The organism is Sphingomonas kyeonggiensis (genome assembly GCF_014204495.1).
GTDB classification, from domain to species: domain Bacteria; phylum Pseudomonadota; class Alphaproteobacteria; order Sphingomonadales; family Sphingomonadaceae; genus Sphingomonas; species Sphingomonas kyeonggiensis_A.
Map to the genome: position 1 here is coordinate 1,317,281 of NZ_JACHLN010000001.1, position 25,659 is coordinate 1,342,939.

Sequence of the window (25,659 nt, forward strand, 5' to 3'; positions counted from 1 at the left end):
ACGAACTCGACACGCAGGCCCGGCAAGGCTTGCGACGAAATAGCTTGGGAACGCCTCAAAATGACACTGCGCATTGATCGCCGCTCGCTCATCCTCACCGGCACGCTCGGCCTTGGCGCGCTGGCCATCCCGGGCTTCGCGCTGGCGCAGAGCCTGGCGCGTGGCTTCACCCATTCGGTCGCCAGCGGCGAACCGGGGCCGGACACGATGCTGCTGTGGACGCGCTATGTCCCGGTCAGCGGCGGCCCGGTGAAGCTCAAGGCCGAGATCTCGAAGACCGAGGATTTCGCGCACGTCGTCTCCGGCGGTGAGCAGATCACCGGCCCGTGGCGCGATCACACCGCCAAGATCACCGTCCAGGGGCTCGAGCCCGGCACCGACTATTTCTACCGCTTCGTGGCGCCGGACGGCGGCTTCTCGCCGGTCGGCCGCACCAAGACGCTACCGGTGGGCAACACGGCCAGGTTCGGCATCGGCATCTTCTCCTGCTCGAACCTGCCCTTCGGCTATTTCAACGCCTATGGCCATGCCGCCGCGCGCAAGGACATCGACCTGTGGGTCCATCTCGGCGACTATCTCTACGAGTATAAGGCGGGCGGCTATGGCCCGAAGGACGGCCCTGTCGGCGGGCGCTCGCCCGAGCCGGCCGGTGAGATCATCCTGCTCGCCGATTATCGCCTGCGCTATGCCAGCTATCGCTCCGATCCGGACCTGCAGGAGCTGCACCGCGTCAAGCCGATGCTTGTCCAGATGGACGACCACGAATCGGCCAACAACAGCCGCGAGATGAGCGCGCAGAACAACCAGCCGGGCGAGGCCGACTGGAACGATCGCAAGGCGGCGGCGCTCCAGGCGTTCAAGGAATGGATGCCGGTCTCGGAAACGCCCTGGAGCAGCTATGACATCGGCGGCCTCGCCACCCTGTTCCGCACCGAGAGCCGGCTGCTCTATCGCAGCGACGAGCCCGAACTCGGCCCGCTGTTCCGATCGGCCGATGCGCAAAAGGCGCTGATCGAATTCCGCGACGGTGCGCTCCAGGATCCGGCGCGCACCATGCTCGGCACCGAGCAGGAAGCCTGGCTCGGCCATGCGATGAAGAAGTCGGTGCGTTCGGGCCAGAAGTGGCAGGTCGTCGGCTTCGGCACGATCATGGGCAAGCAGCGCATGCCCGAGAATGCGATGGACTGGATCAAGGCCGATGCCGGCGCCGGCACCAAGGCCTATGTCCAGGCCGGCGTGACCGCGAGCAAGCTCGGCCTGCCGTCGGACCTCGACAATTGGGGCGGCTTCCCGGCGGCGCGTGCGCGCTTCCTCAAGTCGGCCCAGGCTGCCGGCGCCAATCTGCTGGTGCTCTGCGGCGACAGCCACAATGCCTGGGCATTCGACCTCGGCCAGGACGGCAAGCCCGCCGGCGTCGAGTTCGCCGGCCACAGCGTCACCTCGCCCGGCTATGAGAATGGCAGCAGCACCGATCCCAGGATCATTGCGGCCGCGCTTGTCGCCACCAATCCCGAGCTGAAATGGTGTGACACCAGCCGTCGCGGCTACATGGCGCTGACGCTCACGCCGGAAAAGGCGACCAACGACTGGGTGTTCATGGACACCATCCTCCAGCGCACCACCAAGGCGAGCGTCGGCCACACCGCAACCGTGACGCGTGGCCGCAACGTGATGGCCTGACACCCTATTCCGTCATCCTCGCCTGGGCGGGGATGACGGACTTCAGGCTAGTGCGAGGGCAGAAGCCAAAATCACTGCCCCGCCGATCAGCGCGCCTGCGATCCATCCCGCACCCGTCCGGATCGCCGCCGCCGTCGCGGCATCCCCGATCGGCTCCGCCTCGATCCGCCGGATCGCCGCGCGCACCAGCCGGGGCGCATCGTCGCCGAGCCCCGCCAGCGTCCAGGCGAGCATCCCGCCGCTTGCCGCCAGCCGGCCCGGCGCGAAGCGTTCCGCAATCAGGCGCGCCTGCGCCCGCCGGATCGCGCCCGACAGGTCGAAGCCCGGCGCGATCCGTGCCAGCACGCCGTCCATCGTCATGAATGCCTTGAACACCAGCAGCGGGTCGGGCGGCATCACCAGCCCTTCCTCGCGCAGCAATCGCAGGAAATCGGGCACCATCTCGGCCATCACGATCCGCCCACCGCCATGGCGCTGGACGATCTGCTCGGCGGCGCGGTCGATCGTGCGACGGGGCACGCCATGCCCTTCGGACCACAGCGCCAGCGTCTCGGCCAGTGCGCGCGGATTGCCCGAGGCGAGCGACATCACGAAGCCCAGGAATTCCTCGCGCCGCCCCGGCCCGACATGGCCGATCGATCCCAGGTCGAGCAGTGCCAGTCGGTTGCCGGGCAGGCAGAGCAGGTTGCCGGGATGCGGATCGCCGTGGAAGCGGCCATGGATCAGCACCATCTCGATGACGAGATCGGCGCCGAGCTCGGCGATCGCGCGCGGATCGATCCCGCGTTCCTGCAGTGCTTCCGCCGAGAGCGGCTTCACCCCTTCGATATAGTCCATCACCAGCAGCGTCTCGCTGGTCCACTCCCAATGGATCTCGGGCACCACCGCGCCGGGCTGACCGGTCAGGTCGGCCCGGATGCGATCGGCGTTGCGCCCTTCCTGGGTGAAGTCGAGCTCCTCGAGCATCGCCTGGCGCAGCTGCCGGGCGAGCGCGACGGGTTCGAAGCGCCGCGCCTCGGCGCTGCTCCGCTCGGCCAGGGCGGCGAGTTCGGCGATCAGCCGCATGTCCGCTTCCATCGCCTTGCGGATGCCAGGCCGCCGGACCTTGAGCACCACTTCGCGCCCGTCCATCAGTTGCGCGCGGTGGACCTGGGCCATCGATGCGGCGGCAAGCGGTATGGGGTCGAAGCGGGCGAATGCGGCCTCGGGCGGCTCGCCCAGGGCCTCTTCAACTGCCGCCCGGATCGTTTCGAAATCGAGCGTCGGCGCGTCGCTGTGGAGTTGCTCCAGCTCGGCGATCCATTCGGGCGGGAGCAGGTCGCCGCGCGTCGCGAGGATCTGGCCGATCTTGACGAAGCTCGGCCCCAGCGCCTCCAGCGCCAGCCGGGTGCGACGGGGCAGCGGCACGCCGCCATCGGGTTCGTCCCCTTCGCCGGCGAAGCCCAGGCGGGCAAGCAGTACGCCGAGCCCGAAGCGGGTGGCGACGCCGGCGATCTCGCGCACGCGGTGCTGGTCTCGGGCGGTGGCGGCAATCAGCTTGATCATGTCCCGCCAACGCGGGTGCCGGGCGAACGCTCCCTAGCCGGCGCGGCCCTCGAGCTTCAGCAGATAGTCTTTCGCATCCAACCCGCCGGCGAAGCCGGTGAGCTTGCCGGTCGATCCGATCACCCGGTGGCAGGGCGCGACGATCGAGATCGGGTTGCGGCCATTGGCGGCACCGACGGCACGGGATGCCTTGGGCCGGCCGAGCTTCATCGCGATCTCGCCATAGGAACGCGTCTCGCCGAACGGGATGGCGAGCAGCTCGGCCCAGACCGATTTCTGGAAATCGGTACCGTGGAAATCGAGCGGCAGGTCGAAGCGGGTTCGGCTGCCGGCGAAATATTCCTTAAGCTGGGTTTCGGTGGCGGTTAGCACGGGATGATTCCCGCTCTCGGCAACCGTACCCAGCTTCACGCGATCGGGGGAGTCATTCTCCCACAGGATCGCCACCAACCCCTTGTCGCTGGCGACCAGGGTGAGGTCGCCGACCGGCGAGGGGATCGTCTTGCTCGACAGGGTCATGGTTGGTCTCCTTACCCTGCCGATATGGCCTGCGCCGGAAAGGATCGCTTCCCGGCGCTTGCCACCAAAGCGTCAGTCGAGCGACTTGCTGGCCTGCTCGAACATGTCCTTGCTCAGCCCCGGCGTCGCGACGATGCGTTCCAGCTCGGCGCGCATCTTGGCGGCGCGGCCCGCGTCGAAGCGCTTCCAGCGGCCGAGCGGCGGGACCAGCTTGGCGGCGGTCTGCGGGTTGAGGCGATCGAGCGCGATCAGCTGGTCGGCCACGAAGCGATAGCCGCGGCCGGACACGTCGTGGAACGCCCGCTGGTTGACGCTGAACGCACCGATCAGCGCACGGGCGCGGTTCGGATTGGCGAGGGTGAAGTCCTTGTGGTTCGCCAGCGCCTCCACGGCCTGCGCCGTATCGTCGCGCGAGGACAGCGCCTGGGTCTGGAACCACTTGTCGAGGACCAGAAAATTGCTCTGGTAGCGTTGGTAGAAGGATTCGAGCGCCTCTGTGCGCTTTTCCGAATTGCCGTTTACCAGGGTGGTAAGCGCGCCCTGGCGGTCGGTCATGTTGTCCGCCGCCTCAAACTGGCCAAAAGCGAGCTCTGCCGCGTCCGCCGCGCCGCTGGCGGCGATATAGCCGAGCGCCACCGTCTTCACCCGGCGCGCGCCCTTGGCCGCAGGCGAATATTCGAAGCGATTGGCCTGCGCCCCGTCATAGGCCGCGCGCCACTCCGCATTGAGCGCCTTGCCGAGATCGCCGCGCAGCGCCTCGCGCGCCGCGAAGATCGCGTCGGGATCGACCACGCCCATCTGGTCGCCGATGAAGCTGTCCGACGGCAGCAGCACCGCCTCGGCGATGAACGCCTGGTCGAGCGACGCGTCGGTCAGCGTGTTGCGCACCGCCTCGATCACCGCGCCATGCTCGCCCTTGCCGCTGGTCACCGCGGCGACCAGCGTATCGAGCATCAGCTGCTGCATCGCCTCGTAGCGGGCAAAGGGATCGTCATCATGCGCCGAGAGGAAGGCGAGGTCCTTCGCCGTCCGGTTGGTCTCGACGATCACCGGCGCCGAGAAGCCGCGATTGATCGACAGCACCGGCGTCTCGGAGAGGTTCTCGAAGACGATCTCCTGCGCCGCGTCCTTGAGCAGCACCAGCTGCTCGTCGCACATCGGCCGCCCGGTCACGCCGCCGAACAGCTTGAGCTTGAGCGGCAGCACCATCGGCTCCTTGACCGGCTGGCCCGGCGTCGGCGGCACGCTCTGGGCGAGCTTCAACCGCGCCTTGCCGCCTTCCTGGGTCAGGTTGGCCGAGACGCGCGGCGTGCCCGCCTGGCTGTACCAGCGGCGGAACTGGGTGAGGTCGACGCCACCGGCCTCTTCCATGCAGCGCACGAAATCCTCGCAGGTCGCCGCCGTGCCGTCGAACCTGTCGAAATAGAGATCGGTCGCCGCGCGGAACTTCTGCGGGCCGAGGATGGTCGACATCATCCGGATCACTTCGGCGCCCTTGTTGTAAATGGTCGCCGTGTAGAAGTTCGAGATCTCGATATATTCGTCCGGGCGCACCGGATGCGCGAGCGGACCGGAATCCTCGGGGAATTGCGAGGCGCGAAGCCCGCGCACATCCTCGATCCGCTTGACCGCCTTCGAGCCCTGGTCGCCCGAGAAGCTCTGGTCGCGGAACACGGTGAAGCCTTCCTTGAGGCTCAGCTGGAACCAGTCGCGGCAGGTGACGCGGTTGCCCGACCAGTTGTGGAAATATTCGTGCGCGACCACCGCGGCGATCGCGTCATAGTCATAGTCGGTGGCGGTGTCGGGATCGGCGAGGATGTAGCGGCTGTTGAAAACGTTCAGCCCCTTGTTCTCCATCGCGCCGAAATTGAAATCGTCCACCGCGACGATGTTGAACACGTCGAGGTCGTACTCGCGGCCATAGACGCTTTCGTCCCAGGCCATGGAGAGCTTGAGCGCGTGCAGCGCGTGATCGGTCTTGGGCAGATCGGCTTCGCGCACCCAGATGCCGAGATCGACCTTGCGGCCGCTCATCGTGGTGAAATGCCCCTTGTTGGCCACCAGGTCGCCGGCGACCAGCGCGAACAGATAGCTCGGCTTGGGGAAGGGATCGTGCCATTCCGCCCAGTGGCGGCCGTCGCCGGCATCGCCCCCCTCACAATCGCCTTGCGCAATCGGATCGCCATTGGCGAGCAGCACCGGGAAGCGCGCCTTGTCGCCGGTCATCCGGACCTTGTACTTCGACAGCACGTCGGGGCGGTCCGGGAAGAAGGTGATGCGGCGGAAGCCCTCGGCCTCGCACTGGGTGCAGAGCATGCCCGACGAGGCATAGAGCCCCTGCAGCTGGGTATTGCGCTCCGGCGCGATCGTCACGACCGTCTCGATCGTGTGGCTTTCGCCGGTCAGCGGGATCACCAGGTCGGGGCCGTCCATCGTCCAGCCCTGCGCCTCGACGCCGTCGACCAGCACCGATTCCGCCGCCAGCGCATCGCCGTTGAGCACCAGCGGGCGATCATGCGCGCCGTTACGCTCGACCTTGAGCGTCGCCTGCACCCGGGTCGCGGTGGGATCGAGATCGAAGTCGAGCGCGATCTCGGGAACAAACCAGTCCGGCGCGCGATAGTCTTCGCGGCGAATGATCTGCGGGGTCTGCGGTGCGATGCGTGCGTCTGCCATGATCCCTCGGATATAGGGGCAACTATTGGATTGGGGACACCTAATTTGGTCGGGATCCCGGCTATTTTTCATAACGGCTATTCGTTCGCTTCGCGGGAGCCGCGATCCCGGCGCGCCGTAACGATATCTGCCGACTTGCGCCTGCGCCAAGCCGTGCTACCGAAGCGATATACCGAGTTACGCCCGAGAGGTTCCCCCCGAAATGATCCGTAACACCACGCCGCTCGCCCTTGCGCTGTTGCTGGCGATGCCCGCCTATGCCCAGAACGCCCCCGCACCGGCCCCGGCACCCGCGCCGACCGCCGCCGAGCGCAACGCGATCATCAATGCCGAGCTGCCGGCCGACCAGGCCGCGCTCAAGAGCCATGTGATGTTCCTCGCCTCGGACGCGCTCAAGGGCCGCGAGGCGGGCAGCAACGAGTTCAACATCGCCGCGCAATATGTCGCGTCGCAATTCTATTCGGCGGGCCTCAAGCCGGCCGGCGATGACGGCGGCTATCTGCAGAATGTGCCGCTGATCAGTGCCAAGCTCGACGGTCCCGGCACCTTCTCGCTCACGCGCAAGGGCGGCACGCCGGTCGCGCTCGAATTCGGCAAGGACTTCGTCTCCTCGGCCAATCCGGAGACGCCCGACTACACCGTCACCGCGCCGGTGGTGTTCGTCGGCTACGGCATCGTCGGCCAGGGCCGCGACGACTATAAGGGCGTCAATGTGAAGGGTAAGATCGTCGCCTATTTCGGTGGCGCGCCCGAGAGCTTCCCCGGCGAAGTCGCCGCGCATTTCTCCAACCCGGCATCCAAGTCGGAGATCGCCGCCAAGCATGGCGCGGTCGCCACGATCACGCTCGAATCGCCGCGCACCGCCAAGACGCGCCCGTTCAGCGTCTATGCCGGCGCGGTGGCGCGGGCGCGCTTCACCTGGGGCAACGCCAACGGCACCGGCCATATCGCCGCGCCGGGCACGCCTTCGGCCGGCACGGTCAGCCTGGTCGGCGCCGAGAAGCTGTTCGCCGGGGCCAAGCAGAAATGGGCCGATATCGCCAAGGCGGCCGAAGCCGATGACGCGAAGTTCAAGGCCGAGGCGCTGCCGGTGAGCATCACCGTCGCCGCCAAGACCGCGCTCACGCCCGTCCAGAGCTATAACGTCGCCGGCATGCTGCCGGGCAGCGATCCGACCCTGTCGAAGGAAGTCGTGGTCCTTTCCGCGCATCTCGATCACATCGGTGTCGGCCGCCCGGACAAGACCGGCGACACGATCAACAACGGCGCGCTCGACGACGCGGTCGGCATCGCCTCGCTGATCGAGGAAGCCAAGCGCTTCAAGACGGCGGGCACCAAGCCGCGCCGCTCGATCCTGTTCCTCGCGGTCACCGCCGAGGAGAAGGGCCTGGTCGGCTCGGACTATTTCGCCAACAACCCCACCGTGCCGCTGTCGAGCATCGTCGCCGATGTGAACCTCGACATGCCGATCATCACCTACAAGTTCCAGGACATCGTGGTGTACGGCGCCAGCCACTCGACGCTCGGCCCGATCGTCGAGCGCGCCGGCAAGGCGATCGGCGTGCCGCTGTCCGACGATCCGCTGCCCGGTGAGAACATCTTCGTCCGTTCGGACCATTATAATTTCGTCCGCAAGGGCGTGCCCTCGGTCTTCCTGTGGCCGGGTGCCGGCGGCCCGGGCCGCGCGGCGATCGATCACTTCATGAAGAACCACTACCACCAGCCCTCGGACGAAGTCGGCCAGCTGCCGGCGATCGACTGGGAATCGGGGGTGCGCTTCGTCGATGTGAACTATCGCATCGCCCGCGAGATCGCCGATGGCGACCAGAAGCCGGTGTGGAACAAGGGCGATTTCTTCGGCCTCACCTATGAAGGCGCGGGCGCCAAGTGATGATGAAGCGCGCACTCCTGCTCGCCGCGACCCTGCTCGCGGCGACTCCCGCTTTCGCCCAGGACCTCAGCAAGGACGAGGCGGCGCTCAAGGCGCATGTCCAGTTCCTCGCCTCCGATGCGATGAAGGGCCGCGATACCGGTTCGCCGGAGCTGACCATCGCCGAGCAATATGTCGCGGCGCAGATGCTCGCGGCCGGGCTCAAGCCGGCGGGCGTGGACGGGACCTGGTTCCAGCCGGTGCCGCTGGTCGCCTACAAGTCGGCCGATCACGGCACGCTCGTCATGACCCGCGGCGGGGTCCAGACCCCGCTCGAATGGGGCAAGGACTATGTCGCTCGCGCGGTGCCGTCCAACCCCAAGGTCGCGGTGGCCGGCCCGGTGGTCTTCGCCGGCTATGGCAGCGAGGCCGAATATAAGGGGCTGAACGCCAAGGGCGCGATCGTCGCGGTGCTGCGCGATTCACCGCATGACCTGCCGAGCGACATCCGCGCGCATTCGTCGCAGCCCGACCAGCAGGCTGCGGTTGCCGCCCGGCACGGCGCGGTCGGCGTGATCCTGCTCGAGGGCAATGCCCGCCACGCGATCTTCCCGTTCGCGGTCAGCGTCGGCTATGCGCAGAGCGAGGCGATGACCTGGGCCGGATCGGATGCCGGCGGCGGCGCGCCGCCCTTCGCCTATCTGGGCTTTGATGGCGCGGCGAAGCTGTTCGCCGGTTCGAAGATCAAGTGGGACGCCGTGCTCGCCGCCGACAAGGCGGACAAGAAGCTGCCCACCGGCGCGATCGGCGTGACGATCACCGGCACCGCCAACACCGCGATCCGCAAGCTCAGCGCCAACAATGTCGCCGGCCTGTTGCCGGGCACCGACAAGGCGGGCGAATATGTGGTGATCTCCGCCCATCTCGATCATGTCGGCGTCGGCAAGCCCGATGCGAAGGGCGACACCATCTATAACGGCGCGATGGACAATGCCGTGGGCACCGCCTCGATGCTCGAGGTCGCCCGGCGCTTCCAGGCATCGGGCAAGGCGCCGAGCCGCTCGATCCTGTTCGTTGCGGTGACGGCGGAGGAGAAGGGGCTGGTCGGCTCCGAATATTTCGCCGCCAACCCGACCGTGCCCAAGGGATCGATCGTCGCCGACGTCAATCTCGACATGCCGATCCTGACCTACAATTTCGTCGATCTGGTCGCGTATGGCGCGGATCGCAGCACGGTGGGCAAGATCGTCGAGCAGGCGGCGGCGGCCGAGGGCGTCAAGCTGGTGCCCGATCCCACGCCCGAGGAAGCAAGCTTCGTCCGCTCGGATCACTACAGCTTCGTCAAGGCGGGCATCCCCGCGGTCTCGCTCGATCTCGGGCCGGGCGGCGAGGGGGCTGCCGCGACCAAGGAGTTCCTCGACAAGCATTACCACCAGCCTTCGGATCAGGTCGAACTGATCAACTGGAAGCAGGGGCTGCGCTTCGTCGGGCTCAACTATGCGATCGCCCGCGCCATCGCCGACGGCGCGGACAAGCCGGTTTGGAACAAGGGCGACTTCTTCGGTACGCTGTACAAGGGCCCGATGGCGAAATGATCCTGCGCCGTTTCCTCCTCGCCGCCGCGCTGCTCGCGGCACCGCTTGCGCATGCGCAGACGGCGCCCCAGCCGCTGCCGCCCGAACAGGCGGCGTTGAAGGGGCATGTCCAGTTCCTCGCCTCGGATGCGATGCGCGGGCGCGAGGCGGGAACGCGCGACTATGAGATCGCGGCCGAATATGTCGCGGCGCAGATGCTCGCGATCGGGCTGCAGCCGGGGGTGGAGGGCAGCTGGTTCCAGCCGCTCAAGCTGGTGGCGTTCAAGCCGGCCGAGAAGGCGAAGTGGAGCCTGGTGCGCGGGAACAGCGAGATCCCGCTCCAGTTCGGCATCGATTTCGTCAACACCCCGGCGCCGGCCACCCCGGACTTCAAGGCCGAGGGCGGGATGGTCTTCGCCGGCTACGGCATCGTCTATCCCGAGGGGAAGCGCGACGATTACAAGGGGCTCGACGTGAAGGGGAAGATCGTCGCGATCCTCCCCGGCGTGCCCAAGGGGCTGCCCAACGAAGTCGAGGCGCATTTCGGCGACGACGAGGCGAAGGCGGCGATCGCGCAGGCCAGGGGCGCGGTGGCGGTGGTCGTGCTCGAATCGGTGGCGCAGCGCGAGCAGTTCCCGTTCGAGGCGATCGTTCCCTATTACGACTATGAGCGGAATAGCTGGGCGCGGCCGGACGGCACCGCCTTCGCCATCGCTGCGGGGGCGCCGCCGGTCGGCTATGTCGGCGGCACCGGCGCCGAGAAGCTGTTCCAGGGCGCGAAGATCAAATGGTCCGAGGTGCTGGCCGCTGAGCGCAAGGGCACGAAGATCCCGACCGGCCCGCTGGTCGGCACGCTCAAGGTGGCGAGCAAGACGCGGCTGGTGACCCAGTCGACGCGCAACGTCGTCGGGATGATCCCGGGCAGCGATCCTGCGCTCAAGGGGGAATATGTCGTGCTCTCCGCGCACCTCGACCATGTCGGGGTGGGCGACGCGGTGAATGGCGACCGCATCTATAACGGCGCGATGGACAATGCGGTGGGCGTCGCGACGATGCTCGAGGTGGCGCGCAAGTTCGTGGCTTCCGGCGAGAAGCCGAAGCGCTCGATGCTGTTCGTGGCGCTGGCGGGGGAGGAGAAGGGGCTGCTCGGCTCCGACTATTTCGCGCATTACCCGCCGGTGCCGAAGGACAAGCTCGTCGCCGACGTCAACATGGACATGCCGATCCTTACCTATCCGCTGGTCGATGTGGTGGCGCTGGGCGGCGAGCGCTCGAGCCTGGGGCCGGTGATCGCGGCGGCGGCGGCGAGCGAGGGACTGAAGGTCGTGCCCGATCCGAGCCCGGAGGAGATGTTCTTCGTCCGCTCGGACCACTACAGCTTCGTCAAGGCCGGCATCCCCGCCGTGTCGCTCGATACCGGGCCGGGCGGGCAGGGCGCCGAGGCGCAGAAGAAGTTCCTCGCCGAGAATTACCACAAGCCCTCCGACCAGATCGACCTGCCGTTCGACTGGAACTCGGCCGCCAAGTATATGCGGCTGAACTATGCGATCGCCCGCACCCTCACCGACGCGCCCGAGCGGCCGCGCTGGAACAAGGGCGATTTCTTCGGGGTCCAGTTCGGGGGCTATGGGGCGGAGTAAAGCGGCATGCGGCTGCTGGTGTTCGGTCCGGGCTATAGCGCCAGCCGCCTGATCGCGTGGCTGGCGGGGCGGGCGGAGATCGCCACCGTCACCCGCGAGACCTTCGTGGGCCGCGCGGGCGAGATCGCGGGCGCCACGCATATCCTCTCCACCGTCCCGCCGGGCGCGGACGACCCGGTTCTCGCGGCATATGGCCGGGAGATCGCCGCCTCGGGCGCGTGGATCGGCTATCTCTCCTCGACCGGCGTCTATGGCGACACGGGCGGCGCCTGGGTGGACGAGACCGCGCCCATCGGCACCGGCCGCCGCACCGCGCGTAGCGAGGCCGATGCCGCCTGGCTGGCGCTCGGTGCCCGGGTCTTCCGCCTGCCCGGTATCTACGGCCCCGGCCGCTCCCCGCTCGACCGCATCCGCGCCGGCGAGGCCAGGCGGATCGACGTGCCGGGGCAGGTGTTCAGCCGGGTGCATGTCGACGATATCGTGGGCGGCGTGATCGCGGGCTTCGACGGGCCGCCCGGCGCCTATAACCTCGCCGACGATCGCCCCGCGCCGCAGAGCGAGGTCATCGCCCATGGCTGCGCGCTGTTGGGCCTGCCGGTTCCGCCGCTGGTGCCGCTCGAACAGGCGAACCTCAGCCCCCAGGCCCGCGCCTTCTACGCCGAGAACCGGCGCGTCGCGAACGGCAAGGCGAAGCGCATCCTCGGCTGGCGCCCGGGCTATCCGGACTACCGGTTGGGCCTGCGTGCCTTGAGCGCCACGACCAACCCGGCGACCACCAGCACCGCGCCGCCCGCCGCCAGCCACGACCAGCGATAGCCCTCGAACAGGGTCGAGAAGAGCATCGCGATCACCGGGATCAGCACCCCGGTATAGGCCGCCTTGGCCGGGCCGATCGTGCGGATCAGCCGGAAATAGAGGCTGAAGCTCACCGCCGATCCCAGCACGCCGAGATAGAGGATGCCCCCGGCATAGCTGGGCCGCCAGTCGAACACCGGCGCGCCGACCGTGGCGAGCGCGAACAGCCCATCGAGCGCCGCGCCGCTCAGCATCGCCCAGCCGAGCATCGTCGCCATCGGATAGGCCTTGGCAGTGCTGGTCGCCTGCATCACGTTCGCTACCGACGCGCACATCACCCCGCCGAGCGCGATAGTGATGCCGAGCAGCGCGGCATGCGGGCCCACCAGGCTCAGCCGCGCCTCATGGACGAACAGCAGCGCGACGCCGGCCACCGCGATGGCCGAGCCGATCACCAGCTGCCGCCCCATCTTCTGGCCGAGGAAGACCCGCGCCAGCACCGCATTGGGCACCAGCAGCAACGCATAGACCACCGCGACCACGCCCGAGGTGATGTACTGCTCGGAGCGGTAGACGAGGTTGAAGTTGAGCACGAACTGGGCGAGCCCGAGCAGCACCGCGAAGCCGACGCCGCGCGCATCCATCTTCAGGCTTTCGCCACGCAGCAGCGCCCAGCCGAGCATCGTCACGCCCGCCACGGTGAAGCGATAGGTCACCGACCAGCTCGGCGGCACCACCAGCAGCTGGTCGCGGATCACGATCCAGGTCGATCCCCAGATCAGCGTGACGATCGCGAAGGGGATCAGGACGCTGAGGCGGGTGGATTGGGGGGCGGGCTCCGCGGTCACAGCGCCGCGATGGCGTCGGCCAGCGGCCGGATCGCATCCGCGCTCTGGTCCCAGCTGGTCACCAGCCGCACTTCGCCCTCGGCCCAGTCATAGAAGTCGAAGCCGAGCGCGCGCAGCGACGCCGCTTCCGCCGGGCTCACCTTGAGGAACACTTCATTGGCCTGCACCGGATGGACGAGCCGATCGCCCGCCGCCTGCGCGAGCAGCGCCGCGCCGGCATTGGCCGCGCGGCCGTTGCGGAGCCACAGATCGTCCTCGAGCAGTGCCAGAATCTGCGCCGCCAGATAGCGGCCCTTGGAGAAGAGCAGCCCCGCGCGCTTGCGGCGATAGAGCGTCGCCTCGGCCAGCTCGGGCTTGAAGAATATCAGCGCTTCGGCGCTCATCCCGCCATTCTTGACGAAGCCGAAGCTCAGCGCGTCTACGCCCGCGCGCCAGGTGACGTCGCCCGGATGGCAGCCGAGATGCGCCACGGCATTGGCGAAGCGTGCGCCGTCCATGTGCAGCCCGAGCTTGCGCGCCTTCGCCAGCGCGCCGATCGCCGCGACTTCGTCGGGCGTATAGGCCAGGCCATATTCGGTGGCGTTGGTGATCGAGATCGCATGCGGCTGGACCTGATGGACGTCCGGGCGGATCGGATCGATCACCGCGCGGATCGCGTCCGGCGTCAGCTTCGATCCTTCGCCCTCGCCGACCAGCAGCTTGGCGCCATGCGTGTAGAATTCAGGCGCGCCGCACTCGTCGACATTGATATGCGCGTCGCGGTGGCAGACCACGCCGCCATAGGGCGGGCAGAGCGCGGCAAGCGCAAGGCTGTTCGCCGCCGTGCCGGTCGGCACCCACAGCGCGCGCACCTGCGTGCCGAACAGGTCCGAGAACGCGCCGTCGAGCGACTTCGACCATTTGTCGCCGTCATAGGCGGTGTCGAGCTGGTTCACCTTGCCGAGCGCGGCGAAGACCTCGGGGCAGACGGCGGCGGCGTTGTCGGAGAAGAAGCGCATGGGGAGGTCCATGCGGGGGGGCAGGCGTAAGGTCAACAACGCTGCGCCCAAATCCGGTGGCGCCCTGTATCGACATTCGGGGGCCGCTGTCAGTCTCCCAACTCCCTGGCAAAGGCCGAATGCCTATACCTGCTAGGGCTGGCGCTTCCTTATGGTCATCGACTTGAAATAGCCCTCGGACCCCGGCCCCACCCACAGGCCGATGCCCCCTTCCTCCGCGGGGAGCTTCAGATCGTTGACGATCAGGCTCGGCTGGCCGGCGCCATTGACGTAGAGCTGCGCGGTGGTGCCGCGGACCACGAGCTTGAGCCTGGTCCATGCGCCGGATTCCAGATCGGCATAGGATTCATATTGTCCCGGATGTTCCTTCCGCAGCCGATGCCAAGGATAGTCGGGATGGGAGATATATTGGGTGCTGTGATTGCGCCGCAGCTGGTCGGTGGCCCTGCCATTGGTCGGGCGGATGTAGATGGCCTCGAATTTCTTCGAATCCTCCGAAATCCGGAAGGCGATTCCAACGAAACCCCTGGCATCCGTATCGCCTTTCACCGGTTGCCCGGCCAGCACCAGGTCGATCGTGAAATCCCTGGCCCGAACCCCATCGAGGCGTGCGAAGGTGGCATCGCTTGCGGGGCCGGCCCGAACCACCTCCAGGCGAAGCGCGCGCGAACCTCGATACGTCACGCGGGAAGCATCGACACCGACTGCAGTGATCTCCGCTTTGTCGAGCGACATGCTCCTTGCGGATGTGGCCGCGCGTTCCCGGGATTGCGGGGACGCGCCGCTGGACGATGCGGCTAAAACTTCAAGGCACAATGCCGCGAGTTTCAAGGATCGGACTCTGGTGTCTCTCATCATCGGTGCGCTTTCCCCAGGTCGGATGCGCTATGCGTGCGCGCAATATCCATCCATTGCCGTTCGTCCGCCGCCGCCCTTGCTGCTGCCAACCTGAACGGGGAGGGGCAGGGCCCCCAAAACCCGGGCGGTATCAGCTTTCAGTTCTCTCGGTTCCCCGGCCTTCGCCGGGGAGATGCAGGGGCTCGACCTGAAACCTAGCGTTCCTCGCCCCGGCGGTCATCCAGCCGGGCGCGGTCCTGCGGGCCTGGCGCATCCGGCGCGCGGTCCCGCCGCGGCCTGCGATCCTCCGCCGGCCGCGCGTCGATCGGCGCTTCGCCCTGCTCGTCGGGATCGACGCCCTGCGGCACCACCTGGGTCTCGATGCCCGAGCCCTGGATGAATTCGCCGACGCCGTTCAGCACATCGTCGAGTGTCGTGTCATTGCCGTCCGGCTCCACCGTCGGCTCGGGCGGCGGGATGCGCAGGTCGAGCGCGCGGGTCATGAAGTCGCGCCATACCCGTGCCGGCAGTCCGCTGCCCGACAGGCCGGGATTGGGCGAATTGTCGTCATTGCCCAGCCACACGCCGCAGACGATGCCGCCCGCATAGCCGATGAACAGCGCGTCGCGATTGTCCTGGGTGGTGCCGGTCTTGCCATAGGTCGGGATCGGCAGCGCCGCGCCGCGTCCGGTGCCGGCCTCGACCACGGTGCCGAGCAGGCTGCGCAAATCGTCGAGCTGGCGGCCGTTGAACCGGGTCGGCCCGCCCAGCCGCCGGGCCAGCCAGTCGCTCGCCGCCTCATCCTCGCTCAGCCCCTGTGGCCGCACCGGATAGGAGCCGTTGGCGACCGAGGCATAGGCGGCGGTCAGCTCGAGCAGCGAGACGGTGGAGGTGCCGAGCGCGATCGAGGCATCGTCGCCGATCGGGGTGGAGATGCCGAGGTCGCGCGCCGCCTGGGTCACCGCGCGCACGCCGAACTTCTGGGTCAGCCGCGCCGCCACGACGTTGGACGAGCGGGCAAAGGCGCGGCGCAGCGTGATCTCGCCGGCGTAATCGCCGTGGGAGTTTTCGGGCTTCCAGTCGCCGATCTGGACGGGGCTGTCATCGACCATGCTGTCGGGCTCCATCCCGCCGCGCAGGGCCGCGAGATAGACGAACAGCTTGAAGGTCGAGCCCGGCTGGCGCCGCGCCTGGGTCGCGCGGTTGAACGGGCTCTCGCGATAGTTGCGGCCGCCGACCATCGCGATCACCCGGCCATCGGGATGCATCGCCACGATCGCGATCTGCGACTTGTTGAGCCCGGCGCCGCGCACCGCGCGCTCGGCGGCCTGCTGCGCGCTCAGCTCGAGCGTGGTCTGCACGGTCTGCTCGGTGCCGACGCCGCCGGCGCGGTCACGCGCCTGGGGCAGCACCCAGTCGGCGAAATAGGTGCCGTTGGGCAGGTCGTCCTCGGACTTGGTGACGTTGAGCACCGCCGGGCGGATCGCGTCCGCCTTCGCCTTGGTCAGCAGCCCGGCATCGACCATCGAGGCGATCACCAGCTTCTGCCGGTCGCGCGCGCCCTTGAGGTTGCCGGTCGGCGCGAGGCGGCTCGGCGCCTGGACGAGGCCGGCGAGCAGCGTCGCCTGGCTCAGGCTGAGGCCCTCGGGCTCGACGCTGAAATAATGGCGGGCGGCGGCACGCAGGCCGTAGACGTTGTCGCCGAAATAGACGTTGGAGAGATAGCGCGAGAGGATCTCGTCCTTGCTCAGCCAGGCCTCCAGCCAGAAGGCGATCAGCACTTCCTGCGCCTTGCGCCCGAAGGTGCGCTGCGAGTTGAGGAAGGCGTTCTTGGCGAGCTGCTGGGTGATCGTGCTGCCGCCCTGCGAGCCGCCGTCGCTGGTCACATTGTGGACGAAGGCGCGCATGATGCCGCGCGGATCGACGCCCCAATGGCCGTAGAAGCGCCGGTCCTCGATGCCGACGAACGCGTTGCGCACATAATCGGGCAGCTTGGTCGCATCGACCGGGGCGGCGATCACCGCGCCGCGCCGGGCGATCGGCTTGCCCTCGGCGGAGAGCAAGGTGATCGAGGGCGGCGCCGGCGGCTGCAGCGACTTGGAGAGCGGCGCGGTCAGTGCCAGCCAGCCGACCGCGAGGAAGAACAGCACCAGCAGCCCGGCGATCGCCCAGCTCGCATAGCGCAGCCAGCTGCGCTTCTTGAGCACCACCGGCAGGTTGGTGGTGTAGCCGCCGGCCGGCAGCGGCGCGGCCAGGCCGGGCTGGATCGGCGGTGGCGGGGGAGGCGGCGGCGGAGTCGCGGCGCGGCGCCAGCGTGGGGCATAGTCCTCGGGCGCGGGCATGCCGCCCGAAAGCTCGAGCGGCGGCTCGGGCCTTTGCGGGGTCACGCGCTTGATCGCTTCGCCGATGCCCGCGCCGATCTTGTCGATCGAGGGCGGGCGCCAGGCGCGCGGCTCGGGTTTCGGCGCCGGTGCGGGCGTCGGCTCGGCATCGTCGCTGCCCCGGCGCAGCGGGAAGCGCACGTTCCGGGGATCGTTGCCGTCAGCCATTACTCATCGAATCCGCCGCGTGCATGGCGCCCTTCTAGCGCAGCATCTGTATTACTACAATAATACAGTTGATTACGAGACCGGCACGAACGCCAGGTGCTGATAGTCATAGCTGAAATCGGCGAGCGGCGAGAGCGCCTCCATGGTGATGCCGGTGATCCTGCCGTCCTTGACCTGGAAGCGGACGATCGCGTCCTCGCCGGCATCCTTGGCGAAGCGGGTGCGGAAGGTGTCGGGGCCCCAGGGCTCGAGCACGCTCTTGAACACCGGGGTCGGCGTGAAGTCGATCCACAGCTTGCCGCCCTTCTGGCTGACGACCACGTCGCCATACCAGGGATCGCGGTAGCGCCCGGCATAGGCGGCCAGCGGCAGCGAGGGCGCGCCTGCCGGCGCCTTGTCGATGCCGCCCTCGACGCTGGCCAGCGCTTCGTCCTGCGCGGCCTTGCTGCGCGTGCGGTAGCTCGCCACCCAGTCGAACGCCGGCGCGTCGATCAGCCGGTCGAGAATCGCGTTGCGGATCGCGGCGGAGACGCTCTCCTCGACATTGCTCAGCACCGACACGCCGATGCCGCGCGACGGGAGCATGCCGCTGTACGTGACCTGGCCGGAAAGACCGCCGCTATGCTGTACCAGCCGCATGCCGCGATAATCCTGGACGAACCAGCCGAGTGCATAGGCAGCAAGCACCGGGCGCGCCGGATTGGTGTCGGTCGGGCCGTCACTCGCCGACGTGATCGTCTGCGGCTTCCACATCTCCTTGGCCTGGGCGGTCGACCAGAGCTGCTTGCCGTCGGGCAGCTTGCCCTGGGCGAGCTGGACCTGCAGCCACTTGGCCATGTCGCTCACGCTGGCGTTGATGCCGCCGGCGGCGTCGACCATCTCGCCTTCGTCGGGCTGCACCACTTCCTGCTTGCCGATCCCGCGCACCGGCGGGCCCAGGCGCGCATGGCGGCCGGCGACATTGTCGGTCTTGAGCGAAAGGCGCGAGCCGACCGCGTCCGCCATGCCGAGCGGCGCGAAGATCCGCGTCTCGACGAACTTGTCCCAGGGCGTGCCCGAGACACGTTCGATCAGCAGGCCGGCGACGATGTAGAGGATGTTGTCGTAATCATAGCCGGCGCGGAAGCCGCGCGCGGGCTTCAGGTACGGCAGCGCCTTCAGCACGTCGGCGGCGACATGCGTGCCCGCCGGGAAGAACATCAGGTCGCCCGCGCCCAAGGGGAGCCCCGAGCGGTGGACCAGCAGGTCGCGCACCGTCATCATCTGGGTGACGCCGGGGTCGGACATGCGGAAGTCGGGCAGGTGCTTGATGACCGGGTCTTCCCAGCCGAGCTTGCCCTCGTCGACGAGCAAGGCGAGCGCGGCGGCGGTGAACGCCTTGGAATGCGAGGCGATGCCGAAGCGGGTATGCGCATCGACCGCGCCGGGCTTGCCGAGGGTGCGCACGCCGTAGCCCTTGGTGAAGGCGGGCATGCCGGGGCGGACGATCGCGACGGCGACGCCGGGCGTCTCGAACGCGGTGAGGAAAGGCGCGACGATCGCATCGATCGCCGCTTCGTCGAGCGCCGCCGCCAGCGCGAGGCGCGGAAACGCGACCGTCGCCGCGCCGCCCAGCGAAAGCGCCAGCGCGGTGCGCCGGTCGATGGTGAAACCGCTCATGCCTACATCCCCCGAAACAGGTCGTTATCGGGCAATGCTAGCAGATCAGGCCAGCAGCTCCACATCCCAGTAGAGCCAGTCGCGCCAGGTATCGTGGAGATAATTGGGGGGGTAGCGCCGGCCATGCTCCTGGAGCTGCCAGCTGGTCGGCCGTATCGGCTGGAGGTAGAGGGGCATCGCGGCCTGCTGGGGAGTGCGCCCGCCCTTTTTCAGGTTGCAGGGCGCGCAGGCGGTGGCGACATTTTCCCAGGTGGTGCGCCCGCCCTGGGCGCGGGGAATGACATGGTCGAAGGTGAGGTCGCGGTGGCTGCCGCAATATTGGCAGGCGAACTTGTCGCGAAGGAACAGGTTGAACCGGGTAAAGGCGGGGAATTGCGAAGGTCTGACATATTGCTTGAGCGCGATGACCGAAGGAAGCTTCAGCCTCGCGCTGGGACTTCGCACCTCGCGTTCGTAGTAGGAAACTACGTCCACCCGGTCGAGGAACAGCGCCTTGACCGCCGTCTGCCAGGGCCAGATGCTCAGCGGATAATAGCTCAGGGGCGTATAATCGGCGTTGAGCACAAGGGCAGGGCAGCTGTCCGGATGGCGGATCAGATCGGGATGATACATGCGCTCCCTCGCCCAGTTCGTGGTGGCACGCATCTCGCCGAGAAGCGTGACGCGGTGATGACAGCATATGCCGCGACTCGTGGTCAAGGGCCGTTCTGATGGTTGTCCACACCAGATTCGCACCGAGCCCGACGGGGCGCCTCCACCTCGGCCATGCCTGGTCGGCGCTCCAGGCGCACGACTTCGCGCGGGCGAACGGCGGGGCGTTTACCCTGCGTATCGAGGACATCGACGGCACCCGCTCGCGCCCCGAACATGTCGAGGCGATCCTGCGCGATCTGGAGTGGCTGGGGCTAGGCTGGGACGGGGAAGTGACCTTCCAGTCTCGGCGGCTTGCCCTTTACGAAGCCGCTCTCGACGATCTGCGCGCCCGCGGGCTGCTCTACCCCTGTTTCTGCACCCGCGCCGACATCGCCGCCAGCCTGACCGCGCCGCACGGGCCGGAAGGCCCGCTCTATCCGGGCACCTGCCGCGGGCTCGATGCGCCGGACCTCAGCAAGCCCCATTGCTGGCGGCTGGATGTGGCGAAGGCGCTGGCGTCGCTCGGCGATCCCGAACTCCTGTGGCACGACGCCTTTGCCGGCCAGGTCCGCGCCGACCCCGCTTCGGCGGGCGACGTCGTCCTCGCCCGCAAGGATGCGCCGGCCAGCTATCACCTCGCGGTCACGGTCGACGACGCCGCACAGGGCGTCACCCATGTCGTGCGCGGGGTGGACCTGTTCGCCGCCACCCATGTCCACCGCCTGCTCCAGGCGCTGCTCGGCCTGCCGACGCCGGAGTATCGCCACCACCCGCTGCTCCTCGGCCCCGACGGCACCCGCCTCGCCAAGCGCCACGGCGCCCCCAGCCTCGAGGCGATGCGGCTGGCCGGCGAGGATGGCCGCGCGCTGGCCGAGCGATTGCGCAACGGACAACTGCCAGTTGGCATCGCCGCGGCACAGGCGTAGGGTCGGTCCATGATCTTCCTGGCCTTCCTGCTGCTCGCGGCGATGTTCGCCACCCTGTTCATCCTCATCAAGGGGCTGGTGAACATGGCGCAGACGACCAGCCAGGACCTGGAGGGCACCGGCGACGGCCCGAGCCCGCGCGCGCTCAAGTCGCAGAAGCTGATGCAGCAACGCATCCTGTTCCAGGCGATCGCGATCGCGGTGATCGCGCTGATCCTGATCATGATGTCGGCCAAGGGCTGACGCGCCGGGCCCGCTCGGCCCTTCTTCAAGCCTCCAAGGTTGCCGCAATGACTCTCCAGACCTGGTGGCTGTTCGTCATGGCCGTGTTCCTGCTGTCGGGAACGCCGGGGCCGAACATGCTCCACATCCTCCAGCGCAGCGTAGAGTTCGGCCTGCGCCGCACCGTCGCGGCGATGGCCGGCTGCCTTGCCGGGCTGGTGACGATCCTTGCCGCCTCCGCCGCCGGCCTCACCGCGCTGCTGCTTGCCATTCCCGGCGCGTTCGAAGTGCTGCGCTGGCTCGGCACCGCCTATCTGGTCTGGCTCGGCATCAAGGCCTGGCGTGCCGACCCGACGCCGCTCGATGTCGGCGACGATGCCGCGCTGGCCGACAAGCGGCTGACCCCCGCCCAGCTGTTCCGCGGCGGCTTTGCGATCAGCATCTCCAATCCCAAGGCACTGCTGTTCGCCGCCGCCTTCTTCCCCCAGTTCGTCAGCGCCGCCGCGCCCAAGCCGCCGCAGTTCGCGATCCTGGTGCTCACCTTCGCGGTGGTCGAGTGCTTCTGGTACCTGGTCTATGCGCTGGGCGGCCGCGGCCTTGCCCGCCATCTCGAGCGGCCCTCGCTCAAGAAATGGTTCAATAGACTTACCGGCTCGATCTTCATCGGCTTTGGTGTGTTGCTGTTACGTTTCCGGCACAACTGAGTCCGCGGCGATTCCTATAAGTTGGGGGTAAACAGGAGGATGCCCCATGACCTTCGGAACTTTCATCGCACCTGACACCACGCTTCACGACGTTCCGGATCCTGCCGCCAAGCTCGGCGTGCCGATCCTCTCGGGCTATCAGACGCGCCACCAGATATCGGAGCTGCTCGGCCAGAACCGCATCTTCGATTCGATCGCCGAACGGGTCCGCCTGCTCAGCCTCGCCTATGAGGACCAGTGCTCGCCCCAATATTATTACGACATCGTCCGCACCCTGCGCGACTTCAACGGCCAGTTCGATCGGCTGGTCGAAGTCGGCGTCTATATGGGCGGCTCCACCGCCTATCTCGCCGGCTGCATCGATGCGTTCGACTTCGATCTCGACCTGGTCGATTTCCGCTCCGAATTCCTGCTCTTCACCTATGAGCGCGTCCGCCGCATGTTCCCGGAAGCAGCGCGCCGTATCCGCCTCTTCCATGGCGACGTGCCCAGCTATGTCCGCCATGTCATGCTCGAGGAGCGCGGCCACCGAAACATCGTCCATCACGACGGCGCGCATGATTTCAACCAGGTGGTGAAGGACTTCTCCGCCTTGTCCTTCGCCAGGGAGGATCTGGTCGCGCTGATCGCGCAGGACACGCATCTGCGCGGCACGCTCGAGGAGATGAACTTCGTCGATCTGGCGCTCTACGCGGTGTTCGGCACCGAGCTGAACTATGCCTCGATCGGTGCCGCCTATCACGGCGATACCGAGATGACCCGGCCCAACCGCTTCCAGGGCAATTACTTCATGCCCGGCGTAGCCGAGGGGGTGGTGCTGCCGATGGCGGCCAACCAGTTCCTCTATCCCCATCCCGCGCTGGGGATGGAGCATTTCCTGCCGCCGCGCCGCGCGGATATCGCCCGGGCCGCCTGATCCGGCTTCCCCCGTCATCGCCCGGGGCGTAGAGTCCCGGGCGATGGTCAAGCTCAACAAGATCTACACGCGCACCGGCGATGACGGCACCACCGGGCTGGTCGACGGCTCGCGCGTCTCCAAGGCCAGCCTGATCATGGCCGCGATCGGCGATGTCGACGAGGCGAACTGCACGATCGGCGTCGCCCGCGCGACGCTCGGCCATCATGCGTTCGGCGGCATGCTCGCGCACATCCAGAACGACCTGTTCGACATGGGCGCCGATCTCGCCACGCCCGAGGGTATCGAAGGCGCGCTGCGCATCACGCCCGGCCAGGTCACCTGGCTCGAGGAGCGGATCGACCATATCAACTCGGCGCTCGAGCCGCTGACCAGCTTCGTCCTTCCGGCCGGCGCCCCCGGCGCGCCCGAGCTGCATCTCGCCCGCGCCGTCACCCGCCGGGCCGAGCGCACCGCCGTCGCCGCCGGCGCCGGGGTGCAGCCGCTCGCCTATCTCAACCGCCTGTCCGACCTGCTGTTCGTCGCCGCCCGCGCGGTCAACCAGAGCGAGGCGGGCGACGTGCTCTGGGTACCCGGCGCGTCGCGCTGAGCATTTCCGGCCGGGCGGATCACCCGGATCCATCAACAAGCGATACCTTGGCATGGCTTCGCGCGGCGCGTCCGTCCGCTATCCCCTTGTGCGTGAACAAAAGTACGGGCCGCTTCGTTGACTCGACTACCGGGGGCAATCCGGACACCTATATCTCGCCGGTTGACGGCGATTGCGCGCGCCGCTAGGAGAACATAATGCGAACGGAAACGGGATCCGCTCCGGCTTCCAGCGCGCTTGGCGCGAAGTTCCTCCGCACCCGGGCGCTCAGCGAAGCGCTGGTCCGGCCGCTCTCCGATGCCGATGCCACGATCCAGTCGATGGACGATGCCTCGCCGGCCAAATGGCACCTCGCACACACGACCTGGTTCTTCGAGACCTTCGTATTGCGCGATCATGTGCCGGGCTATGCGCTGCACGACGATCGCTGGCCGTTCCTGTTCAACAGCTATTACGAAGCCGAGGGCCAGCGCCACGCCCGCCCGCGTCGCGGCATGCTCTCGCGCCCCAGCCTCGACGAGGTGCTCGCGTACCGCGCATATGTCGATGCCGCGCTGGCCGATGTGCTCCCCGATCTGCCGCCGGCGGCGCAGGCGCTGGTCCTGCTCGGCTGCAATCACGAAGAGCAGCACCAGGAGCTGCTGCTGACCGACATCCTCCACCATTTCTCGGTCAACCCGCTCGAGCCCGCCGTCTGGCAGGGCGCGCCCAAGGTGCCGGTGGCGATGCCGGGCCCGGTCGGCTGGATCGAGGGACGGGCCGGCCTCGTGCAGGTGGGTGTACCAAGCGATTCAACATTTTCGTTCGATTGCGAGGGGCCGCGGCACCAGGCGCTGCTCACCCCGCATGCGATTGCGGACCGCACCGTCACCAATGGCGAATGGGCGGCGTTCATCGCCGATGGCGGCTATCGCGACCCGCGCCACTGGCTGTCGGACGGCTGGGCCTGGGTGAAGTCGGAAGGCATCGAAGCCCCGCTCTACTGGCGGCGCGACGGCGATGTCTGGACGCGCTTCGGGCTCGACGGCCGCCGCCCGGTCGATCCCGCCGCGCCGGTCACCCATGTCAGCTTCTTCGAGGCCGATGCCTATGCCAGCTGGGCCGGCGCGCGCCTGCCGAGCGAGTTCGAATGGGAAGCGGCGGCATCCGCCTTCGATCCCGCGAGCGGTAACCAGCTCGATGCCGCCGGCCCGGTTGAGCCGCGCCCGTCCACCGGCGGTCCGGCTTTCTTCGGCGATGTCTGGGAATGGACCGGCAGCGCCTTCCGCCCCTATCCCGGCTTCCGTCCGGTCGAGGGCGCGGTCGGCGAGTATAATGGCAAGTTCATGAGCGGGCAGTTCGTGCTGCGCGGTTCCTCCTGCGCCACCCCGCGCGGCCATTCGCGCGCCAGCTACCGCAACTTCTTCTACCCCCATCAGCGCTGGCAGTTCACCGGCGTGCGCCTCGCAAAGGATCTGTGATGCTCAAGCAGGAACTCGAAGACGGCCAGGCCAGCCTGGCCGATCCGCATTTCCGCGCCGATGTGCTGAGCGGCCTGGAAGCGCGGCCGCGGGCGATCCCGGCGCGCTGGTTCTATGATCGCCGGGGCTCCGAACTGTTCGAGGAGATCACCCGGCTTCCCGAATATTATCCCACCCGTACCGAGACCGAGCTGCTCCGCCAGACCGGCCCCGAGCTCGGCGCATTGGCGGCGCGCGGCGCGGCGGTGGTCGAGTTCGGCTCGGGCTCCTCGGTGAAGACGCCGTTGCTGCTGCGGGCGATCGATCCCGCCGCCTATGTGCCGATCGACATTTCGGGCGATTTCCTCCGCCAGTCCGCCGCCGAGCTGGGCCAGGCCTTTCCGGGCCTGCCGGTCTATCCGGTCGAGGCCAATTTCCTCCGCCCCGTGCCGCTGCCCGAGCAGGTGACGGGCATGCCCAAGCTCGGCTTCTTCCCCGGCTCGACGATCGGCAACATGCAGGCCTGGCACGCGGTCAACCTGCTGCGGGCGATGCGCGAATGGCTGGGCGACGGCGCGCGGCTGCTGATCGGGATGGACCGGGTCAAGTCGCCCGATGTGCTGGTGCCCGCCTATGACGATGCCCAGGGCATCACCGCGGCGTTCAACCTGAACCTGCTTGAGCGGATCAACCGCGAGCTGGACGGGACGATCCCGGTCGAGGCCTTCCGGCACGTCGCGCTGTGGAACGACGATGCCGCGCGGATCGAGATGCATCTCGAAGCGGTGCGCGACATGGCGTTCACTGTCGAGGGCCGGCCGTTCGAGATGGCGGCGGGCGAGACGATCCACACCGAGAACAGCCACAAATATGGCCGCAACGGCGCCCGCATGCTGCTGCGTGCCGGCGGCTGGACCCCGATCCGGGAATGGACGGACGACAATGACTGGTTCGCGCTGATCCTCTGCGAAGCCCAGCCGCTGCGGGTGGCGCCGTGATTGGAACGGGCACTGCGTGGCGAGGCTCCGTGTTCCCCGGCG

21 protein-coding genes are annotated in these 25,659 nt (G+C 68.0%); 12 read left to right on the plus strand and 9 right to left on the minus strand.

Features of this window, described 5'->3' with window-relative positions; all coding sequences use genetic code 11:
- Positions 1–60 precede the first annotated feature (60 nt).
- Positions 61–1,680: an alkaline phosphatase gene (locus tag HNP52_RS06515; RefSeq protein WP_184164079.1), complete on the plus strand. Its 1,620-nt coding sequence runs from the start codon at positions 61–63 to the stop codon at positions 1,678–1,680.
- 42 nt (positions 1,681–1,722) lie between these two features.
- On the opposite strand, the gene HNP52_RS06520 is transcribed toward HNP52_RS06515, so the two are convergent.
- From HNP52_RS06520 to pepN, 3 genes are all read right to left on the minus strand, one after another.
- On the minus strand, positions 1,723–3,225 hold the full coding sequence (locus tag HNP52_RS06520; RefSeq protein ID WP_184164082.1) for an AarF/ABC1/UbiB kinase family protein: 1,503 nt from the start codon (positions 3,223–3,225) through the stop codon (positions 1,723–1,725).
- Between the two features lie 33 nt (positions 3,226–3,258).
- Complete coding sequence (locus tag HNP52_RS06525; protein WP_184164085.1) at positions 3,259–3,744, minus strand: methylated-DNA--[protein]-cysteine S-methyltransferase; 486 nt, start codon at positions 3,742–3,744, stop codon at positions 3,259–3,261.
- A gap of 72 nt (positions 3,745–3,816) precedes the next feature.
- Positions 3,817–6,420: an aminopeptidase N gene (gene pepN / locus HNP52_RS06530; RefSeq protein ID WP_184164088.1), complete on the minus strand. Its 2,604-nt coding sequence runs from the start codon at positions 6,418–6,420 to the stop codon at positions 3,817–3,819.
- A gap of 202 nt (positions 6,421–6,622) precedes the next feature.
- Between pepN and HNP52_RS06535 the strand changes: the two genes are divergently transcribed.
- Genes HNP52_RS06535 through HNP52_RS06550 form a run of 4 tightly spaced genes read left to right on the plus strand, consistent with a single transcriptional unit; the run spans position 6,623 to position 12,320 of the window.
- Positions 6,623–8,311, plus strand: a complete 1,689-nt coding sequence (locus HNP52_RS06535) for a M28 family metallopeptidase (protein WP_184164091.1) — start codon at positions 6,623–6,625, stop codon at positions 8,309–8,311.
- A 2-nt stretch (positions 8,312–8,313) separates the two neighbouring features.
- Positions 8,314–9,885 carry a M20/M25/M40 family metallo-hydrolase gene (locus tag HNP52_RS06540; RefSeq protein WP_311768413.1) on the plus strand — a complete coding sequence of 524 codons (1,572 nt, stop codon included), beginning with the start codon at positions 8,314–8,316 and terminating at the stop codon, positions 9,883–9,885.
- Complete coding sequence (locus HNP52_RS06545; RefSeq protein WP_260395934.1) at positions 9,882–11,504, plus strand: M28 family metallopeptidase; 1,623 nt, start codon at positions 9,882–9,884, stop codon at positions 11,502–11,504. The genes HNP52_RS06540 and HNP52_RS06545 overlap by 4 nt, the downstream gene beginning before the upstream one ends.
- A 6-nt stretch (positions 11,505–11,510) precedes the next feature.
- A complete protein-coding gene (locus tag HNP52_RS06550; protein WP_184164098.1) occupies positions 11,511–12,320 on the plus strand; it encodes an NAD(P)-dependent oxidoreductase in 810 nt (269 codons plus the stop codon).
- Here HNP52_RS06550 and HNP52_RS06555 read toward each other — a convergent pair.
- The 6 genes from HNP52_RS06555 to HNP52_RS06580 all read right to left on the minus strand — a co-directional run bounded on the left by HNP52_RS06555 (position 12,230) and on the right by HNP52_RS06580 (position 19,802).
- Positions 12,230–13,147 carry a DMT family transporter gene (locus tag HNP52_RS06555; protein WP_184164101.1) on the minus strand — a complete coding sequence of 306 codons (918 nt, stop codon included), beginning with the start codon at positions 13,145–13,147 and terminating at the stop codon, positions 12,230–12,232. The two genes, HNP52_RS06550 and HNP52_RS06555, sit on opposite strands and share 91 nt — an antisense overlap.
- Positions 13,144–14,145 (minus strand): low specificity L-threonine aldolase, encoded by a 1,002-nt coding sequence (locus HNP52_RS06560; RefSeq protein ID WP_184164104.1) that lies wholly within the window; start codon positions 14,143–14,145, stop codon positions 13,144–13,146. Before HNP52_RS06560 ends, HNP52_RS06555 begins: the two co-directional genes overlap by 4 nt.
- 132 nt (positions 14,146–14,277) lie before the next feature.
- Entirely contained in the window at positions 14,278–14,976 is a 699-nt protein-coding gene (locus HNP52_RS06565) for a hypothetical protein (RefSeq protein WP_184164107.1), read from the minus strand.
- 221 nt (positions 14,977–15,197) lie between these two features.
- The gene (locus HNP52_RS06570; RefSeq protein ID WP_184165127.1) at positions 15,198–17,324 is read right to left on the minus strand and encodes a transglycosylase domain-containing protein; all 2,127 of its coding nucleotides are present in this window, start codon (positions 17,322–17,324) and stop codon (positions 15,198–15,200) included.
- 279 nt (positions 17,325–17,603) lie between these two features.
- On the minus strand, positions 17,604–19,190 hold the full coding sequence (locus HNP52_RS06575; RefSeq protein WP_184164109.1) for a serine hydrolase: 1,587 nt from the start codon (positions 19,188–19,190) through the stop codon (positions 17,604–17,606).
- A 45-nt stretch (positions 19,191–19,235) separates the two neighbouring features.
- Positions 19,236–19,802, minus strand: coding sequence for an HNH endonuclease (locus tag HNP52_RS06580; protein ID WP_184164112.1), 567 nt, complete (start codon positions 19,800–19,802; stop codon positions 19,236–19,238).
- Between the two features lie 98 nt (positions 19,803–19,900).
- Here HNP52_RS06580 and gluQRS point away from each other — a divergent pair, with 98 nt between their 5' ends.
- The 7 genes from gluQRS (at position 19,901) to egtD (ending at position 25,617) form a co-directional block, all read left to right on the plus strand.
- Positions 19,901–20,749 (plus strand): tRNA glutamyl-Q(34) synthetase GluQRS, encoded by an 849-nt coding sequence (gluQRS, locus tag HNP52_RS06585; RefSeq protein ID WP_184164115.1) that lies wholly within the window; start codon positions 19,901–19,903, stop codon positions 20,747–20,749.
- A gap of 9 nt (positions 20,750–20,758) precedes the next feature.
- On the plus strand, positions 20,759–20,992 hold the full coding sequence (locus HNP52_RS06590) for a twin transmembrane helix small protein (protein ID WP_184000342.1): 234 nt from the start codon (positions 20,759–20,761) through the stop codon (positions 20,990–20,992).
- Between the two features lie 47 nt (positions 20,993–21,039).
- A complete protein-coding gene (locus HNP52_RS06595; RefSeq protein ID WP_184164118.1) occupies positions 21,040–21,675 on the plus strand; it encodes a LysE family translocator in 636 nt (211 codons plus the stop codon).
- Positions 21,676–21,721: 46 nt separating this feature from the next.
- Positions 21,722–22,591 carry a class I SAM-dependent methyltransferase gene (locus HNP52_RS06600; protein ID WP_184164121.1) on the plus strand — a complete coding sequence of 290 codons (870 nt, stop codon included), beginning with the start codon at positions 21,722–21,724 and terminating at the stop codon, positions 22,589–22,591.
- A 43-nt stretch (positions 22,592–22,634) separates the two neighbouring features.
- A complete protein-coding gene (locus HNP52_RS06605; protein ID WP_184164123.1) occupies positions 22,635–23,180 on the plus strand; it encodes a cob(I)yrinic acid a,c-diamide adenosyltransferase in 546 nt (181 codons plus the stop codon).
- A gap of 197 nt (positions 23,181–23,377) precedes the next feature.
- Positions 23,378–24,640, plus strand: coding sequence for an ergothioneine biosynthesis protein EgtB (gene egtB / locus HNP52_RS06610; protein ID WP_184164126.1), 1,263 nt, complete (start codon positions 23,378–23,380; stop codon positions 24,638–24,640).
- Positions 24,640–25,617, plus strand: a complete 978-nt coding sequence (egtD, locus tag HNP52_RS06615; protein WP_184164129.1) for an L-histidine N(alpha)-methyltransferase — start codon at positions 24,640–24,642, stop codon at positions 25,615–25,617. The genes egtB and egtD overlap by 1 nt, the downstream gene beginning before the upstream one ends.
- The last annotated feature ends 42 nt before the right edge of the window (positions 25,618–25,659 follow it).